At 72.1% G+C, this 17,608-nt stretch carries 16 protein-coding genes; 7 read left to right on the top strand and 9 right to left on the bottom strand.

Annotated features, from left to right (window positions below):
• The first annotated feature begins 25 nt into the window (after positions 1–25).
• Entirely contained in the window at positions 26–1,540 is a 1,515-nt protein-coding gene (locus ACIBAI_RS00765) for an alpha-N-arabinofuranosidase (protein ID WP_399030241.1), read from the top strand.
• Positions 1,541–1,609: 69 nt separating this feature from the next.
• Here the strand turns inward: ACIBAI_RS00765 and ACIBAI_RS00760 are convergent, their stop codons facing one another.
• Positions 1,610–4,294 carry a beta-galactosidase gene (locus ACIBAI_RS00760; RefSeq protein ID WP_399030240.1) on the bottom strand — a complete coding sequence of 895 codons (2,685 nt, stop codon included), beginning with the start codon at positions 4,292–4,294 and terminating at the stop codon, positions 1,610–1,612.
• A gap of 145 nt (positions 4,295–4,439) precedes the next feature.
• Between ACIBAI_RS00760 and ACIBAI_RS00755 the strand changes: the two genes are divergently transcribed.
• On the top strand, positions 4,440–4,898 hold the full coding sequence (locus ACIBAI_RS00755; protein ID WP_344606828.1) for an Rrf2 family transcriptional regulator: 459 nt from the start codon (positions 4,440–4,442) through the stop codon (positions 4,896–4,898).
• A 194-nt stretch (positions 4,899–5,092) separates the two neighbouring features.
• Positions 5,093–5,302, top strand: a complete 210-nt coding sequence (locus ACIBAI_RS00750; protein ID WP_344606826.1) for a hypothetical protein — start codon at positions 5,093–5,095, stop codon at positions 5,300–5,302.
• Positions 5,303–5,334: 32 nt separating this feature from the next.
• Here ACIBAI_RS00750 and ACIBAI_RS00745 read toward each other — a convergent pair whose 3' ends face one another.
• Entirely contained in the window at positions 5,335–5,670 is a 336-nt protein-coding gene (locus tag ACIBAI_RS00745; RefSeq protein ID WP_344606824.1) for a winged helix-turn-helix domain-containing protein, read from the bottom strand.
• Positions 5,671–5,840: 170 nt separating this feature from the next.
• Between ACIBAI_RS00745 and ACIBAI_RS00740 the strand changes: the two genes are divergently transcribed.
• On the top strand, positions 5,841–6,983 hold the full coding sequence (locus tag ACIBAI_RS00740) for an FAD-dependent monooxygenase (protein WP_399030238.1): 1,143 nt from the start codon (positions 5,841–5,843) through the stop codon (positions 6,981–6,983).
• Positions 6,984–7,012: 29 nt separating this feature from the next.
• Here the strand turns inward: ACIBAI_RS00740 and ACIBAI_RS00735 are convergent, their stop codons facing one another.
• Both ACIBAI_RS00735 and ACIBAI_RS00730 read right to left on the bottom strand, forming a co-directional pair.
• The gene (locus tag ACIBAI_RS00735; protein ID WP_344606820.1) at positions 7,013–7,195 is read right to left on the bottom strand and encodes a DUF397 domain-containing protein; all 183 of its coding nucleotides are present in this window, start codon (positions 7,193–7,195) and stop codon (positions 7,013–7,015) included.
• Complete coding sequence (locus ACIBAI_RS00730; RefSeq protein WP_399030237.1) at positions 7,192–8,028, bottom strand: Scr1 family TA system antitoxin-like transcriptional regulator; 837 nt, start codon at positions 8,026–8,028, stop codon at positions 7,192–7,194. Before ACIBAI_RS00730 ends, ACIBAI_RS00735 begins: the two co-directional genes overlap by 4 nt.
• 130 nt (positions 8,029–8,158) lie before the next feature.
• Between ACIBAI_RS00730 and ACIBAI_RS00725 the strand changes: the two genes are divergently transcribed.
• Entirely contained in the window at positions 8,159–8,647 is a 489-nt protein-coding gene (locus ACIBAI_RS00725) for an ATP-binding protein (protein ID WP_399030236.1), read from the top strand.
• Positions 8,648–8,815: 168 nt separating this feature from the next.
• On the opposite strand, the gene ACIBAI_RS00720 is transcribed toward ACIBAI_RS00725, so the two are convergent.
• A complete protein-coding gene (locus ACIBAI_RS00720) occupies positions 8,816–9,352 on the bottom strand; it encodes a DUF4232 domain-containing protein (RefSeq protein ID WP_399030235.1) in 537 nt (178 codons plus the stop codon).
• Between the two features lie 323 nt (positions 9,353–9,675).
• Here ACIBAI_RS00720 and ACIBAI_RS00715 point away from each other — a divergent pair, with 323 nt between their 5' ends.
• A complete protein-coding gene (locus ACIBAI_RS00715; RefSeq protein ID WP_399030234.1) occupies positions 9,676–11,004 on the top strand; it encodes a DUF3500 domain-containing protein in 1,329 nt (442 codons plus the stop codon).
• Between the two features lie 178 nt (positions 11,005–11,182).
• Positions 11,183–12,196: an arabinan endo-1,5-alpha-L-arabinosidase gene (locus ACIBAI_RS00710; protein ID WP_399030233.1), complete on the top strand. Its 1,014-nt coding sequence runs from the start codon at positions 11,183–11,185 to the stop codon at positions 12,194–12,196.
• A 251-nt stretch (positions 12,197–12,447) separates the two neighbouring features.
• On the opposite strand, the gene ACIBAI_RS00705 is transcribed toward ACIBAI_RS00710, so the two are convergent.
• From ACIBAI_RS00705 to chvE, 4 genes are read right to left on the bottom strand one after another with little or no spacing between them, the layout of a single operon-like run.
• A complete protein-coding gene (locus ACIBAI_RS00705) occupies positions 12,448–13,596 on the bottom strand; it encodes an aldose epimerase family protein (protein WP_399030232.1) in 1,149 nt (382 codons plus the stop codon).
• A gap of 58 nt (positions 13,597–13,654) precedes the next feature.
• Positions 13,655–14,902 (bottom strand): multiple monosaccharide ABC transporter permease, encoded by a 1,248-nt coding sequence (gene mmsB, locus ACIBAI_RS00700; RefSeq protein WP_399030230.1) that lies wholly within the window; start codon positions 14,900–14,902, stop codon positions 13,655–13,657.
• Positions 14,899–16,449 (bottom strand): multiple monosaccharide ABC transporter ATP-binding protein, encoded by a 1,551-nt coding sequence (mmsA, locus tag ACIBAI_RS00695; RefSeq protein ID WP_399030229.1) that lies wholly within the window; start codon positions 16,447–16,449, stop codon positions 14,899–14,901. Before mmsA ends, mmsB begins: the two co-directional genes overlap by 4 nt.
• Positions 16,450–16,481: 32 nt before the next feature.
• The gene (gene chvE / locus ACIBAI_RS00690; protein ID WP_399030228.1) at positions 16,482–17,603 is read right to left on the bottom strand and encodes a multiple monosaccharide ABC transporter substrate-binding protein; all 1,122 of its coding nucleotides are present in this window, start codon (positions 17,601–17,603) and stop codon (positions 16,482–16,484) included.
• Between the last annotated feature and the right edge of the window lie 5 nt (positions 17,604–17,608).

Below are 17,608 nucleotides of genomic sequence, written 5' to 3'. Positions count from 1 at the left end.
CCGTCACGCACTCCGAAAGGCGCCCATGCGAACCGCCCGATTCACCCTCGACCCCGCCTTCACCGTCGGCACGGTCGACCCCCGCCTGTTCGGCTCCTTCGTCGAGCACCTCGGCCGCTGCGTCTACACCGGCATCTTCGAACCGGACCACCCCGCCGCGGACGAGGCGGGCCTCCGCCGGGACGTCCTGGAACTGGTCCGCGAACTCGGCGTCACCGCAGTCCGCTACCCCGGCGGCAACTTCGTCTCCGGCTACCGGTGGGAGGACTCCGTCGGCCCGGTCGAGGACCGCCCGCGCCGCCTCGACCTCGCCTGGCACTCCACCGAGACCAACCGCTTCGGCCTGTCCGAGTACATCGCCTTCCTGCGGAAGGTCGGCCCGCAGGCCGAGCCCATGCTGGCCGTCAACCTCGGCACCCGCGGCGTCGCCGAGGCCCTCGAACTCCAGGAGTACGCCAACCACCCCGCCGGCACGGCCCTGTCCGACCTGCGCGTCTCCCACGGCGACAAGGACCCCTTCGGCATCCGGCTGTGGTGCCTGGGCAACGAGATGGACGGCCCCTGGCAGACCGGCCACAAGACCGCCGAGGAGTACGGCCGCATCGCCGCCGAGACCGCCCGCGCCATGCGCCAGGCCGACCCGTCCGTCGAACTGGTCGCCTGCGGCAGCTCCGGGCAGTCGATGCCCACCTTCGCGGCGTGGGAGGCGACGGTCCTCCAGGAGACGTACGACCTCGTCGACTACATCTCGCTGCACGCCTACTACGAGCCGCTCGACGGCGACGTCGACTCCTTCCTCGCCTCCGCCGTCGACATGGAGTCCTTCATCGAGAACGTGATCGCCACCTGCGACCACGTGGGCGCCCGGCTGAAGTCCGAGAAGAAGATCAACCTGTCCTTCGACGAGTGGAACGTCTGGTACCTGTCCCGCTGGCAGGAGCAGGCGACGACGTTCGCGCAGGACGACTGGCCCGAGGCGCCCCGCCTGCTGGAGGACAGCTACAGCGTCACCGACGCCGTCGTCTTCGGCTCCCTGCTCATCGCCCTGCTGCGGCACGCCGACCGCGTCACCGTCGCCTGCCTCGCCCAGCTCGTCAACGTCATCGCCCCGATCATGACCGAGCCCGGCGGCCCCGCCTGGCGGCAGACGACGTTCTTCCCGTTCGCCCAGGCGTCCCGGTACGGCCGCGGCGAGGTCCTCGACGTGCGCGTGGACTCGCCGACGTACCGGACGGACAAGTACGGCGAGGCCGACCTGCTGCACGCCACCGCCGTGCGCGCCGAGGACGGCACGGTCACCGTCTTCGCCGTCAACCGCTCCCGCACCGAGCCGCTGCCGCTCGACGTCGCCCTCCACGGCCTCGACCTGACGTCGGTCGTCGAGCACAGCGCGCTCGCGGACGCCGACCCGGACGCGCGCAACACCCTCGACGACCCCGAGCGGGTCACCCCGCACGCGGTCGAGGGCACCGCCCTGGACGGCGGCCGGCTGACCGCCGTCCTGGAGCCGCTGTCCTGGAACGTGATCCGGCTGGCGTGACACCGCCGCCCGGCGCGCCTCCGGGCGGCGGGCACGGCGCCGCCGTACCCGCCGCCCGGGGCGGGCCGGTCACACCGCCCGCACCGGCACCCCGCCGGCCGCCGCCCCCAGCAGCGCCAGCCGGACCCGCCCGGGACCCGCGGGGGTGGTCCCGTCGGACAGGACCGCCAGGGCCAGGGTGTTGGCGCCGCGGGTGCGCAGGACGCCGCCGGGCAGGACGAAGGTGTGCTGCGGACCCACGTCGTTGACGTACTGCCCCAGGTTCCAGCCGTTGAGGAAGACCTGCACGCGGTAGGCGCGCTCCGGGTCGTCGTCCAGGACCAGCCCGACGGAGGCGTCGACGCCCGGGTCCACGGACAGCCGGAACGCGGTCCGGTACCAGGTCACCCCCTGCCGCCGGTCGGCGCGCGGCAGCTCGGCGGGCTCCCAGTCGCCGTCGTCGTGCCCGGGCAGGTGCCAGCCCGCGCGCTCCCCGTACAGCCCGCCGTTGTTCAGCGGCCCGCGCACCGGGTCGGGCGCGGCCCGCCCCTGGATCCGCCAGCTCGCCCGCGGGGAGGCGCCTTCGAAGGCGACGGCGGTCAGGCCGCGGGCCGTGCCCTCCCCGTCGCGCTGCATGGGCCGCACGAGCACGGACAGGACGTGCCCGGCGCGCCCGCGCAGCCTCTTCGGCACCCGGAAGGCGGCCGTCGCGGTCCAGCTGCCCCGGTCCGCCGTGCCGCCGTCCGGCGCCGGCATCCGGTGGGTGCCCAGCGGCGTGCCGTCCAGCCAGGCCATCAGCAGCCCCAGCGTGCCGGTGCGGTAGGCGAGGGACACCTTCGTCAGGCCGGACGCGTCCGTGAGGCGGGCCCGGTACCAGACGTCGCCGTGGTGGAAGCCGTAGTCGTCCGCGAGGAGCACCGGCTGCCCGTCCGGCGCCGGCGTGCCGCCGGAGGCGGCGGTCCGGTCGGCGGCCGGCCACGCCGAGTCGTCGAAGTCCGGCGCCGCCTCGGGGTTCTCCGTCCGCCGCCGCCAGCCGTCCAGCGCGGGCAGCGCCACCTCGCCCACCCCGGGCAGCATCCGCTCGGCCAGCAGGCTCTGGGAGGCGCTGATCCGGGTGCGCACCGCGCTCCCGTTCCAGGTCACGCGGGTCAGGCCGCGCGGCCCCCACACCTCCAGGCCGGTCGGCCCGGTCGTGTCGCCGGTGAGGTGCGCGGTGGCGCCGTCCAGCCGGACCCCGCGCAGCAGCGCCGGGCCGTAGACGAGGACCGGGCCGGACGGGGTGTCGTACGGCCACAGCCGCAGCGAGGTCGCGTCGTCGGCGAAGAGCAGCAGCAGCGGCCGGTCGGACCCGCCGCCCTCGACCCGCACCCGGGCCAGCCCGCCGACCCCCAGCGGCACCGTCACGTGCAGCCGCCCGTCGCCGTAGGACCACGCGGGCTCCACGTCCAGCCGCATCGGCGTCGGCTCGCTCGGGCACTCCAGCGCCACCTGCGCCAGCTCGCCGCGCCGCCCCGCGAACACCGCGACGTCCTGCCGCCCCGCGTTCAGGAACAGCATGGGCTGCGCGGTGCTGTACAGCAGCTTCCGCCCGCCCAGCCGCAGCCCGGCGACGAGCAGCCGGGTGTCCCGGGCGGCGACGGTCACCGGCGTCCCGATCCCGGTGCCCGGCAGCGTGGCGGTGACCCGCTCCGCGGAGTCGTTGCGCAGGACGTAGGCGTGGGCGCCGGTGTCCGGATCGGCCAGGTGGCGCACCGTGATCCGGCCGTCCGAGGCCGGCGCGTCCGCCGCCCGCTCCAGGCGGGCGAAGCCGGGCACGGAGCGCAGCAGGTGCCCGAGCTGGTGCGCCGGGGCCAGCGCGGCGGTCGGCCTGCGCGCCTCGTCGATCGGCGCGGCCCGGTCGTACGACGTGTAGGTCGCCGGCGCCGGCAGCCACCCCCAGGAGGTGCCGCCGAACGCCAGGTCCGCCTCGGGCAGGGCGTCCCCGTCGGCCAGGCCGGTCAGCAGCAGGCGCCGCAGGTGCGCCGCGTCCCGCTCCCGGCGCACCTGCCCGTAGCCCGCCCCGCCCCACGGATCGGGCCGCCCGCCGGGGCCGTCGCCGGCCGGGTCGTGCAGCAGGGGCACGTCGATGCCGTCGGCGCGCACCTTGCGGCGCAGGTGCTCCCGGTAGGCGCGGGCGGCCGGGTCCGGGCCGCCCGGGTTCTCTATCTGGTAGAGCAGGACCGGGCCGGCGCCGTTGGTGCGCAGGTGCCGGACGGCGATGTCGTTCACCGCCGTCAGCCACGCGTCGGCGTGCCGCAGATACGCCGGGTCGGCGGTCCGCGCCCGGACCCCGGACGCGGTCAGCCAGCCGGGCAGGCCGCCGCCGTCGAGGTCGGCGCCGAGGTAGGGGCCCGGCCGCAGGATCACGTACAGGCCGGTCTCGGCGGCCATCCGCAGGAACAGGTCCAGGTCGCGCACGCCGGTGAAGTCGTGGCGGCCGGGCGCGGGGGAGTGGTGCAGCCACGGGACGGGCACGCGGACCGTGTTGTAGCCGTGGGCGCGCATCTTCTGCAGCACGTCCCGCCACAGGGACGGGCTGGGCAGCCGGAAGGGGTGCGCCTCGCCCGCCCGCAGCACCAGCCGCTCGCCGTCGACCAGCAGCGCGTACCGGTCGCGGCCGATGCGCACCCGCCCGTCGCCGGACGGCCCGGTCGCCGTCCCGCCGCTGCCGCCCAGGGCGAGACCGAGGACCGTGGTGCCGGCGAGGGCGCCGAATGTACGTCTGCTGAGCCCCAAGGGAGCGCCTCCTGTTGCCTGTCCTCTCGCGGCTGCCGCGCGTGCCGCGCGATGTGCCGGGTGATGCGCCGGGTCCCCGTGTCGGCCCGAGTGCCGAATCCCGTGCCCGGCCATTGTGTACGGCCCGGCACCCCAGAATGGTCGTATGAGGATCTCGGCGCGGGCGGACTACGCGGTGCGGGCGGTGCTGGAGCTGGCCGTACGGCAGGACCAGGGCCCCGTGAAGGCGGAGGCCGTCGCCACCGCGCAGGACATCCCGCACAAGTTTCTGGAGGGCATCCTCGGCGATCTGCGGCGGGGCGGGATCGTCGACAGCCGGCGCGGCGGCAACGGCGGCTACCGGCTGGCGCGCGCCGCCGCGGACATCACCGTCGCGGACGTGATCCGCGCCGTCGACGGCCCGATCGTGTCCGTGCGCGGCGAGCGGCCCACCGGCCTGTCCTACACCGGCACCGCGCAGCCGCTGCTGCCGCTGTGGATCGCCCTGCGCGCCAGCGTCCGCCGCGTCCTGGAGGGCGTCACCGTCGCCGACCTCGCGGCGGACGCGCTGCCCGAGCCGGTACGGCGCCTGGCGGCGGAGCCGGCGGCGTGGGAGAACCCGTAGCGGCCCGGGTGCCCGGAAGCGTCCTCGTGCCGTCCACCGGGTGATGCCCTGGCGTGCCGTCCCGTCGCCCGCCCCACCGAACCGGTGGAGAAGCCCGGGAAGGACGGGACCTGCCCGTGCGCACGCCGGTTCCGCTCGCCCTCGCGGCTTCGGGACCAGCTCGTGGACCGCGGCCTCGGCGCGGCCTGCGCGGCGTGACCTCCACCACGCCGGTGCCGACCGTGGGCGCCGGCCCGTCCGCCGCGTCCGCCGCGGTCCGCCTCGCCGGACATCGGCACCACGCCGATGTCCGGCGCCGCGACGGTGGCCGAAGCGACACCGGTCCCCTCCGTGCCCGCGTCGTGCTCGGCCACCTGCGAGCCGGGCGCGAGCTGGATGCGGTCGAGCTCGCGGCCCAGGGCTGACCCGCACTGTCCTCCGGTGTGCTCAGCTGTGCTCAGTGAGGAGCGGCACCGCCCGGGGGCTCTGCTCCCAGGAGGGCGAGCAGCCCGGGGAATCTCTTCTCGATGTCCGCGCGTCGTAGACGGATGCCCTTGCGGTTGCCGTAGTCGATCTCGTCGATGAGACCTGCCTCGCGCAGGACGCGGAAGTGGTGGGTCTGGGTCTGCTTGGAGATCGGAAGATCGAACGAGTTGCAGCCCCGCTCGTTGTCGCTGCGGTCGGCGGCCAACTGCGTCACCACCGAACGACGGTGCTCGTCGGCGAGGGCGCGGAACACCGCACCCAGATCGAGCGCGTCGGCCTCCGGGCCGACCAGGTTCTTCCCGGCCACGCGGCACTCCCTTCAGGTACGACTTGAATCGTACCTGAAGGATGTGCTCCACTGAGGTACGAAATTTCTCGTACCTCTGTTCCGGTTGCGCTGCCCCGTGCCGCCGCTCCCCGGGACCCGGCCCGGCGCTTGCCGGGACCTGGTCATCGACACTCCGAGAGGTCATCGTCATGAAGAAGCCCGAGGTGCTGATAGTCGGTGCCGGAATTGCAGGGCCCGCACTCGCGTACTGGCTCTCCCGGAAGGGATACCGGCCGACGGTCGTCGAACATGCCCGGCAGCTGCGCTCCGGCGGCAGCGCGATCGTCGTGAAGGGGCCCGCGATCCCGGTCGCCGACCGCATGGGCATCCTCCCGCAGCTTCGCGGGCTCGCCACCCGCAATCGGTCGCTGACCCTGCTCGACCCCGGCGGCAGGCGAATCCTGCAACTGCCGCTCACCTCCGACAAGGCGCCGGTGGTCGAGGTGACCCGAGCCGACCTGTCCGAGGTGCTCCACCGGTCGGCGCAGGCCGAGGCCGAGTTCTTGTTCGACGACACGGTCACCGCTCTCGACCAGGACGCAGGTGGGGTCGACGTCACCTTCCGGCGGTCCGCGCCACGGCGCTTCGACCTGGTGGTCGGTGCCGACGGGGTGCACTCCACCGTACGGCGCCTGGTGTTCGGATCCGAGCGGCAGTTCGCGAGCGACCTGGGCCTGTACGGCGCGACCGTGCCGCTGGAACCCGACGCCGTCGAGGACCCGAGTGAGATGACGATGCTGACCGTGCCGAACCGGATGCTGGTCGTCCACCCCTCGCGGACCACTCCGCTGGCGATCTTCACCTTCCGGGCCGCACAGCCGGCGCCCCACGACCGCAAGAACATCGCCCTTCACAAGAAGACCGTGGCCGACGCCTACGCCGACGTGCCGTGGCGGGCACCGGAACTCGTGGCGGCGTTCCTCGACCACCCGGCTCCGTTCTTCGACCCCCTGACCACCGTCCGGGTGCCCTCGTGGTCCCGCGGACGGGTCGTACTGCTCGGGGACGCGGCGGCGGCGACAGCCCTGCTGGGCGACGGGTCCAGCATGGCGATGGCGGGCGCGTACGCCCTCGCGGAAGAGCTCGCCGCCCATCCCGGTGATCACGTCCGCGCCTTCGCCGCCTACGAGTCGCGGCTCCGCCGCGAGGTGGGTCCGCGGCAGCGACGTGTCGGTCTGCTCTCCAGGCTCCTGGTGCCCCGCACCCGGCCGGGCCTCGCGGTGCGCAACGCGGTGGGCCGCGCGGTCGGTCGCACGTACCGGATCGCCTCTCGCGAAGCCGCGAACCGGTAGACCGGGCCCGCACCGGCCGGCCCCGGCCGTCACTTGGCGACGTGGGTGAGGAAGTCGGCCCAGGCGGAGGGGGAGAGGGCGAGGCGGGGGCCCTGCTCGTCCTTGGAGTCGCGGACGTGGACGGTGGCGGGGGCGAGGGCGACCTCCACGCAGTCGCCGGAGCCGCTGCTGCTGTAGGTGGACTTGAACCAGGCCAGACCGCTGGTGCTCATAAGTCTCCTCGCATCCGTCGCAACAGGCTCACGGAGCATTCAGGGGAAAGAGCCTGTGCACGCATCCTGGCATACCTCCTTTGGAGCACGCTGACTACTTTGCGGTCATTGATCAACTGACCACTCTGCTGGCCTTCGAGGTAGGCGAACCACTGGTTTTCCGGCGTCTCCAGCAACTGCAGCGGGCCATGCAACCCGGCATGCGACTCCCGTACCAGCGGCATGACCTGGATTTCGATGTTCCGCAGCTCCGTGATCGCCACTATGTGGTCGATGAGTTCCCGGGTGACTTCCACACCACCGGTATGCCTGAGAAACAGGTGCTCCTCGAGGATGAAACTGAAGGTGGTGTTGGGCCGTTCCCGTAACAGCCGCTGCCGTTCGGAACGCGCCGCCCACTGAGCCTCGATCTGCTCGTCGCCCAGCGGTGGCAACTCATCGACGAACAACTGGCGCGCGTACGCCTCCGTCTGCAACAACCCCGGAACCAGGCGGCATTCGTACGTGTACAGCGTGATCGCCAGCGCCTCCAGCCGCGCCCACCGCCGGAACCAGGCCGCCAGCCCGGGCTGCCGCTCCAGGCGCCCCGCCGCCTTCCGCAGGACGCCGGCCATCCCCAGCGCCTCCTCGGCGCGCTCCACGAACACCGGGTCCGGCATCCGCCGCCCCAGCTCCACGGACGCCACCGTGTGCTTGGAGAAGCGGACCAGTTCGCCGAACTCCTCCCTGCTCAGCCCGGCGTGTTCGCGCAGGCCCTGGACCACCGCCCCGAACGTCCGCAGACTGTCGGACGGCTCCGGCTCGCCACCCGTTCCCACCGCGCCATCGACCACTGTCGGTCACCTCCCGACGGCATGGTCGCGGTCGGTAGCCGGTACCGTCCAGCGCGTGACCGCGTACGCCGTCGCGGCGTACGCGCCGCCGACCTGGAGAAGTGCCCTGCCGGCCCGTCAGATTGGGCGCATGACAGCACCTCCCGCCGACCCGGGCCCGGTCACCGTACGTGTGTTCACCCAGCGGCTCAGCGCCACCCCGCGCGGCGCCCGCCTCGCCCGGCACCTCGCCGTGCGCGAACTGCACACCTGGGGCGTCCCTTACGGCACCGACGCCTCGGACCGGATCGCCGTGATCGTCGCCGAACTCGCCGCCAACGCCGTGACCCACGGCCGCGTCCCCGGCCGGGACTTCGAGCTGACGCTCACGCTCCTCACCGCAGGCGCAGGCGCGCGCGTCCGCGCCGAGGTCACCGACACCCGCACCGAGCTGCGTCCCCCGGTCCCCGGCGCCGTACGGCCCCCGCGGCCCCTGGACGAACACGGCCGCGGCCTGCCGCTGGTCGACGCACTCGCCGACCGCTGGGCGGTGGTGGACCGCGAGCCGCCCGGCAAGACCGTCCGGGCCGAGGTCGACCTGGCGTGGCCGACGACCGCTCACGGACGGCCCCGCACGTGACGTCGGGAACCGCTTCGAAGCCGCCGCGGGAGCCACCGTGCGGCCGGGGCGCGATGCCGGCCCGCCCCGACGCCACCGGCCCCCGGACCGGCCGACGAGTCCCGCACACCGGGCCCGGGGCCCCCCCCCCCGCCCCCCGGGGCGGGGGGGGCGGGGCCGGGCCGGGGGTCAGCCGGTGTAGGGCACGGCGTCGGCGGGGTCGGCGTGCCAGTTGGTGGCCACCGGCTGGTCGACCAGGACGGGCTCGGCGAGCCGGAAGGCGACGGCGTCGGCCTCGTAGCCGGCGACGGCGACGAAGAGCTGGCCGAACTCCCTGCCGCCGTCGGAGCCGGTGCTCTTGGGGCTGATCCCGGCGTAGGCGGCGGTGGAGCCGGAGAGCTTGATGGTCTCGCCCACGCTCTGCTCGACGGGGGTCACGTGGGTGTCGGCGGCGGAGCCGAAGGCGGCGGACGGGAAGGTGCCCTCCAGGTAGCAGGTGATGCCGGGCAGGGCCTTGGCGGTGACGAGGAAGTAGCCGCCGGCCTGTGTCCGCGTGCTGAGCGTGAACGACAGGTCGTTGGTGCCGCAGGACTGCCCCACGCCGTTCCCGCGCGGGGCGGCGCCGCTGTCGGCGAGGGCGGTCGCGGCGGTCGTGGTGGCCAGGGTCGCGGCGGCGGCGACGGTCAGGGCCAGGCGGGCGGAGCGGGAGGCGAGACGTGGACGCATCGGAATCTCCGTACGGGAGTCGGGATCGCCCGGCGGGCTGCCGGGACGGCCTCAGCCTGTGCGGTGATCCGTCCCGCCCGCCACCAGCCACCGGCAGCACGGGACGCCGGAACGCGGAAACGGCCGCTGAACAGCACGGACACCGGGCTCCTGGAACGACCGCCTGGAACGGGGGAACGAGCGGGACCGGCGGAACGGCCCCCCGGACGATCGCCGGTGACCGGAGCCGGCCGGGACGGCGCCCGCGGACGGGGGCACGGCCGCACGGCTCGCTCACAGGCTTCACCGACCGGAGTCTCAGGTGGGCCGGACAGTCTGGGCCCATGCACGGACACAGATCACGCACCCCCGAGACCGAGCGCACCCGCCGCTGGTTCATGAACCGGTCGCTGCTGCTCGGCGGCGCCGCCGCGGTGGCGGCCATGACCGGATGCTCCGCGGGCTCCGGGAGCACGGCGAGCACGGCCTCGTCCTCCGCCGCTCCCGGCGGCATGCCGTCGGGGATGCCCGGCGGCAACGGCATGGGCCCGGGCGCGACCGAGGTCAAGTACGCCGACTTCGTGGGCGTCACCACCGACGGCAAGGTCGTCGACGGCCTGTACTCCATCCACTCCACGGACGTCTCCACCGACAAGGTGGTGCAGGCCGCGCAGGCCTTCCTGGACGGCCTGACCGGCAAGGAGCGCAAGGCCTGCGTCTTCGAGGTCGACGACGACGAGTGGCTGGCCTGGAGCAACGTCGACGGCTACCAGCGCGAGGGCGCCCGGATGGGCGACCTGACCGACGCGCAGCGCGACCTCGGCTACGCGCTGCTCGGCGCCGCGCTCTCCGCGGACGGGCTCACCCAGACGCGCAACATCATGAAGCTGAACGCGTTCCTCGGCGACTACAACGGCGGCGGCAAGGAGACGCTCACCGAGGGCCACTACTACTTCACCTTCATGGGCACGCCCTCCACCACCAAGCCCTGGGGTTTCCAGTTCGAGGGCCACCACGTCGCCATCAACTACTTCGTCCTGGGCGACCAGGTCGTCATGACGCCGACCTTCATGGGCTCGGAGCCGACCTCCGCCACCTACCAGGGCGAGAAGATCACCCTCTTCGAGCCGGAGACCGAGGCGGGTCTGGCGATGATCCGCTCGCTGACCGACGCGCAGCGCGCCCAGGCCATCGACTCCGACAAGGACAAGAGCGGCACCGACATGGTCGCCGGCGCCGGCCAGGACAACCTGAAGCTCCCCTACGCGGGCCTGCCCGGCTCGAAGATGACCGCCGCGCAGAAGCGGAAGCTGCTCGACCTGGTCGGCGTGTACGTCGGCTACATGGACGCGGGCCACGCCGCGGTGAAGCTGGAGGAGGTGGCGGAGCACATCGACGAGACCTACTTCTACTGGCTCGGCGAGACCGAGGACTCCTCCGCGTTCTACTACCGCGTGCACAGCCCGGTGGTGCTGATCGAGTACGACGCCCAGTCCCCGCTGGCCTACGGCAACGAGTCCGGCGGCGGCAACAGCAGCGCCGGCCCCGGCGGCGGCGCGGGCATGATGGGCGGCACGCCCACCCAGCAGCACATCCACACCATCGTCCGCACGCCCAACGGCGGCGACTACGGCGTGGACCTGCTCAAGCTGCACCTGGCGAACGACCACTGAGCCGGCCGCCGGGACGGCGGCACGCCCCCCGGGTCCCGAGCGGGCCCGGGGGAGACCGGGGCTGCGCGAACCATTGACGCGCAAGGGGTTCGATTCTACGGTCCGTTCGAACTTGCGATCGCCGTTCGGTATATCGGACATGCCGAACGCGCCTCCCCCATCCGCAAGGAGGACCCGCATGAGCCGCACCTCCCGCACGCCCCGGACCACCCGCGCCGCCCGCACGTTCCGCCGGCGCACCGCCCTGCTCTCGCTCCCCGCCGCCGCCCTGCTCGCCCTGGTCCCCACCACGGCGTCGGCGTACCCCAACCCCGGACGCGTCACCGGCTCCGTCGTCACCCACGACCCGACCATGATCCGCACCTCGTCGGGCCAGTACCTGCTCTACGCCACCGGCGGCGGCATCGCCGGCAAGACCTCGTCCGACCGGACCGCCTTCGCGGCGAGCGCGGACGCGTTCTCCTCCCGGCCGAGCTGGTGGCGCACCTACTCCTCCGTCCCGGAGGCCTGGGCGCCCGACATCTCCTACCGGGGCGGCAAGTACCTGATGTACTACTCCGTCTCCTCGTTCGGCTCGAACACCTCGGCCATCGGGCTGGCCACCTCCACCACCGGCCTGGCGGGCAGCTGGACCGACCAGGGCGTCGTCTACACCTCCGGCTCCTCCAGCGACTACAACGCCATCGACCCCAACCTCTTCGTCGACGACGACGGCAAGTGGTGGCTGTCCTTCGGCAGCTGGTGGACGGGGATCAAGATGATCCGGATCAACCCGTCGACCGGGAAGCAGCTCTCCTCCGACACCACCCGGCACTCGCTCGCCTCCCGGCCCACCGGCACCAAGGCCGTCGAGGCGCCCTTCATCGTCAAGCGCAACGGGTACTACTACCTCTTCGCCTCGTACGACACCTGCTGCGCGGGCACCAGCTCCACGTACAAGGTGAAGGTGGGCCGCGCCACCAGCGTCACCGGCCCGTACCGCGACAGGAACGGCGTCGCGCTGACGGACAACGGCGGCACGCCCGTGCTGGAGTCGCACGGCGGCGTCATCGGCCCCGGCGGCCAGTCGATCATGAGCGACGCCGACGGGGACCTGATCGTCTACCACTACTACGACGGCAACGACAACGGCACGCCCAAGCTCGGCATCAACCTCCTGGACTGGAGCAGCGGATGGCCCGTCGCCTACTGACCCCGCCGGCCGCCGACGGCGCCGGCGCGCGGCGGCGGGCCCGGCGCAACGACGCCTGCCGGCAGGGGCGGCCGGACCCGGCGTGACCCGCCGCGGCCTGCGCGGGCGCTCCACCCGCCCGGCCCGGCCGCGTCGGGCCGGGCGGGGACGGCCGGGCCCGTCGTCCCGGGCGGCCCGCGGGGGAGCACGGGCCGCCCCTTCGTACGGGGACGGCGGAGGTGTCGTTCAACCGGCGCGCGCGGGAGGCGGGTTCAGTTCCCGAACGAGTGGATCGTCGTCGTCCGCCAGGTCTGCCCCGGCCGCAGCACGGTCGACGGGAACGACGGCTGGTTCGGCGAGTCCGGGAAGTGCTGGGTCTCCAGGCAGAGCGCGTCGCCCTGGCGGTAGGTGCGGCCGGAGGTGCCCGTCAGCGTGCCGTCCAGGAAGTTGCCGGAGTAGAACTGCAGGCCGGGCTCGTTCGTGGCGATCCGCAGGGTGCGGCCGGAGGCGGGGTCGCGCAGGGTGGCCGCGTGCTCGGGCCGGGCGGTGACGCCCTTGTCCAGCACCCAGTTGTGGTCGAAGCCCTGGGCGGCGATCAGCTGCGGGTGGGCGGCGCGCAGGTCCCGGCCGACCGGTTTGGCGCGGCGGAAGTCGAAGGGGGTGCCGGCGACCTTCGCCAGTTCGCCGGTGGGGATCAGGCCCGCGTCGGTGGGGGTGTAGCGGGAGGCGGCGATGGTCAGCTCGTGGTCCTCGATGCTGCCGCTGCCCTCGCCGGCCAGGTTCCAGTAGACGTGGCTGGTGAGGTTGACGACGGTGGCCTTGTCGGTGGTGGCCGCGTAGTCGATGCGCCAGTCGCCGTGCCGGGTGAGGGTGTAGGTGACCTCCGCCTTCAGCGTGCCGGGGTAGCCCTGCTCGCCGTCGGCGCTGGTGTAGGACAGGCGCAGGCCGACGTCCGTGCCCGCTGTGAACGGCTCGACGTCCCACACCCGCTTGTCGAAGCCCTGCGCGCCGCCGTGCAGGCTGTTCTCGCCGTCGTTGACGGAGAGCTGGTACGCCGTGCCGTCCAGGGTGAAGCGGCCCTTGCCGATGCGGTTGCCGTAGCGGCCGATCAGGGCGCCGAAGTAAGGGGACTTCGCGACGTAGTCCGCCAGATCGTCGAAGCCCGCGGAGACGTTGGCGTACCGGCCGCGGCGGTCGGGGATCTCCAGGGACTGCACGATGCCGCCGTAGGAGAGGACCTTCAGGCGCGTGCCGCCGTTCTCCAGCGACCAGCGGTGGACCTCCGTGCCGTCGGCGAGCGTGCCGAAGAGCGTCCTCACCGGCTTCCTGCCTCCCGTGGCGTGCGCGGCGCCGCCGAGGGCGGTGGCGGCGATGCCCGCCGCCGCGGCTCCCGCGATGACCGTGCGTCTGCTCATGTCCATGTGCGGCTCCTGCTTCAGGAAGAGGAAGGGCCCCGCCTTCCGGCGGGGCCCGACGGACCTACGAACCGACCTTGCGCTTGTTCCACACGTCGAAGCCGACCGCCGCCAGCAGCACCAGGCCCTTGATGACCTGCTGCCAGTCGGTGCCGATGCCGACGAGGTTCATGCCGTTGTTCAGCACGCCCAGGACCAGACCGCCGATGATCGCGCCGAGCACGGTGCCGACACCGCCGCTCATCGACGCCCCGCCGATGAACGAGGCCGCGATCGCCTCCAGCTCGAAGTTGAGGCCGGCCTTGGGGGAGGCCGCGTTGAAGCGGGCGGCGAAGACCAGACCCGCCAGGGCCGCGAGCATGCCCATGTTCAGGAAGACCAGGAAGGTGACCTTCTTGTCCTTCACGCCCGACAGCTTGGCCGCGGGCAGGTTGCCGCCGATGGCGTAGATGTGGCGGCCGATGATCGCGTTGCGCATGACGTAGCCGAAGCCGACCAGCAGCACGCCGAGGACCAGCAGCACGATCGGGGTGCCCTTGTAGCTGGCCAGCAGCAGCGTGAGGACGAGGACGGCGGAGCCGAGCGCGACCAGCTTCAGCAGGAACAGCTTGACCGGCAGGACCTCCAGGGAGAACTCCTGCTGGCGGCGGCGGTCGCGGATCTCCTGCAGGACCACGAACGCGATCAGCGCGAAGCCGAGCAGCAGCGTGAGGTTGTGGTAGTTGGTCTCCGGGCCGACCTCCGGCAGGAAGCCGTTGGCGACCTTCTGCAGCCCCTCCGGGAACGGGCCGAGCGTCTGCCCCTCCAGGAAGATCTCGGTCAGCCCGCGGAAGACCAGCATGCCCGCCAGGGTCACGATGAACGACGGTATGCCGCCGTAGGCGATGAAGAAGCCCTGCACCGCGCCCGCGAGCGCGCCCACCGCCAGGCACAGCACCACCGCGAGCGGCCACGGCATGTCGTTCTTGACCATGAACACGGCGGCCATCGACCCGACGAACGCCGTGAGCGAGCCGACCGACAGGTCGATGTGGCCCGCGATGATCACCAGCATCATGCCGATCGCGAGGATCAGGATGTAGCTGTTCTGCAGCACCAGGTTGGAGACGTTGCGCGGCAGCAGCAGGTCGCCGTCGGTCCACACGGCGAACAGCGCCACGATCAGGCCGAGGGCGATCAGCATGCCGTACTGGCGCATGTTGCGGCGCATGCCGTCCAGCACCAGCCGGAGCAGGCCGCCGTCACCCGTGGCCGCCCCTCCCTTGCCGGCCGGCGCGGGAGCCGGCGTCTTGGCGGTCACATCCGTGCTCATCGGGTTACCTCTTTGTCCTTCGTCATCTGACGCATCAGCGATTCCTGTGAGGCCTCGGCCCGTGAGAACTCACCGGTCAGCCGCCCCGCGGCCATCGTGTAGATGCGGTCGCACATGCCGAGCAGCTCGGGCAGCTCGGAGGAGATGAAGACGACCGCCTTGCCCTGGGCGGCCAGCTGGTCGATGACCGTGTAGATCTCGTACTTGGCGCCGACGTCGATGCCGCGCGTCGGCTCGTCCAGGATCAGCACGTCCGGACCCGAGAAGATCCACTTGCTGAGGACGACCTTCTGCTGGTTGCCGCCGGACAGCTTGCCCACCGGCTCGAAGACGGTCGGCGCCTTGATGTTCATGGACCTGCGGAAGCCCTCGGCGACCTGCCGCTCCTCGTGCTCGTCGACCACACCGCGCCGGGCGACCTTCTTCAGGGCGGTCAGCGAGATGTTCCGGTTGATGGTGTCGATGAGGTTGAGGCCGTAGTGCTTGCGGTCCTCGGTGACGTAGGCGATGCCGTGCCCGACCGCCTCCGGGACGGTCCTGGTACGGATCTCCCGGCCGTCCTTCAGGACCGTGCCGCCCGCGTACCGGCCGTAGGTGCGGCCGAAGACGCTCATCGCCAGTTCGGTGCGGCCGGCGCCCATCAGGCCCGCGATGCCGACGATCTCGCCGCGCCGGACGTACAGGGAGACGTCGTCGACGACCTTGCGCTGCTGGTCGATCGGGTGGTGCACGGTCCAGCCCCGGATCTCCAGGGCGGGCGCCGCGCCCTCCTCGGGCTCGTGCGGGGTGCGCTCCGGGAAGCGGTGCTCCAGGTCGCGGCCGACCATCCCGCTGATGATCCGGTCCTCGGTGGTCCCCGGGTCCTTCACGTCCAGCGTCTCGATGGTGCGCCCGTCGCGGATGATCGTCACCGAGTCGGCGACCCGGCGGATCTCGTTGAGCTTGTGGGAGATGATGATCGAGGTGATGCCCTGCTTCTTCAGCTCCAGGATCAGGTCCAGCAGCTTGCCGCTGTCCTCGTCGTTCAGCGCGGCGGTCGGCTCGTCGAGGATGAGCAGCTTCACCTTCTTCGCCAGGGCCTTGGCGATCTCCACGAGCTGCTGCTTGCCCACGCCGATGTCGGCGACCCGGGTGTCGGGGTGGTCGCTCAGGCCGACCCGCCGCAGCAGCTCGGTGGCGTGCCGGAGCGTCTCCCGCCAGCTGATGACGCCGCGCCTGGCGTGCTCGTTGCCGAGGAAGATGTTCTCCGCGATGGACAGGTACGGCACCAGGGCCAGCTCCTGGTGGATGATGACGACGCCGCGCTCCTCGCTGGCCCGGATGTCCTTGAAGCGGCAGACCTCCCCCTCGAAGAGGATCTCGCCCTCGTAGCTGCCGTACGGGTGGACTCCGGAGAGGACCTTCATCAGGGTCGACTTGCCGGCGCCGTTCTCCCCGCAGATGGCGTGGACCTCGCCCCGACGGACGGTCAGGGTGACGTCCGACAGCGCCTTGACGCCGGGAAAGGTCTTGACGATCGAGCGCATTTCCAGGACGGGTCCCGCCATGGTCGTGCCTTCCAATCCCTAGGATGCGGCGGTTACTTGAGGTCGCTTTCCTTGATGTAACCGGAGTCGACGACGGTCTTCTGGTAGTTGGACTTGTCGACAGCCACCGGCTCCAGCAGGTAGGCCGGGACGACCTTCGCGCCGTTGTCGTAGGTCTTGGTGTCGTTGACCTCGGGCTTCTTGCCGTTCAGCAGCGCGTCGACCATGTTGGAGGCCACCTTGGCGAGTTCGCGGGTGTCCTTGTAGACGGTCATCGACTGCTCGTCCGCGACGATCGACTTCACCGAGGCGACCTCGGCGTCCTGGCCGGTGACGATCGGCAGCGGCTTGGCCTTGGAGCCGTAGTCGTCCGACTTCAGCGCCGACAGGATGCCGATGGAGATGCCGTCGTAGGGCGAGAGCACCGCGTCGACCCGGTCGGTCTTGTAGCTGGAGGTCAGGATGTCGTCCATGCGCTTCTGCGCGGTGCCGCCGTCCCAGCGCAGGGTGGTGACCTGGTTGAGCTGGGTCTGCCCGGACTTGACGACGAGCTGCTTCTTGTCGATGTACGGCTGCAGGACGTTCATCGCGCCCTGGAAGAAGTAGCGGGTGTTGTTGTCGTCGTTGGAGCCGGCGAACAGCTCGATGTTGAACGGGCCCTTCGACGAGGAGCCGGCGCCGCCCTTCAGGCCGAGCTTCTCGACGATGTACGTGCCCTGCAGCTCGCCGACCTTCTCGTTGTCGAAGGAGGCGTAGTAGTCGACGTTCTGGGTGCCGAGGATCAGCCGGTCGTAGGAGATCACCGGGATGTCGGCGTCCTTGGCCTGCTGGAGCACGTTGTTCAGCGACTTGTTGTCGATCGCCGCGACGATCAGCGCCTTCACGCCCTGCGTGATCAGGTTCTCGATCTGCGAGACCTGCTGGTCGGGGTCGTCCTCGCCGTAGACCAGCTTGGTCTCGTAGCCCTTGGACTCCAGATGCTTCTTGACGTTGTTGCCGTCCGCGATCCAGCGCTCGGAGGACTTGGTCGGCATCGCGATGCCGATGGTGGCGCCCTTGGCGCCGCCCGAGTCCTCCTCGCTGCCGCCCTCGCTGTTCTGGCCGCAGGCGGACAGGGTGAGGGCGAGGGAGGCGGTTGCGGCCAGGGCGGCGAGTGCGGCTCTGCGGTTACGCATGATCA

Origin of the sequence: Streptomyces sp. NPDC051041 (assembly GCF_044456065.1) — a bacterium.
GTDB lineage: Bacteria > Actinomycetota > Actinomycetes > Streptomycetales > Streptomycetaceae > Streptomyces > Streptomyces glaucus.
This window is presented reverse-complemented; position numbering and strand designations above follow the sequence as displayed.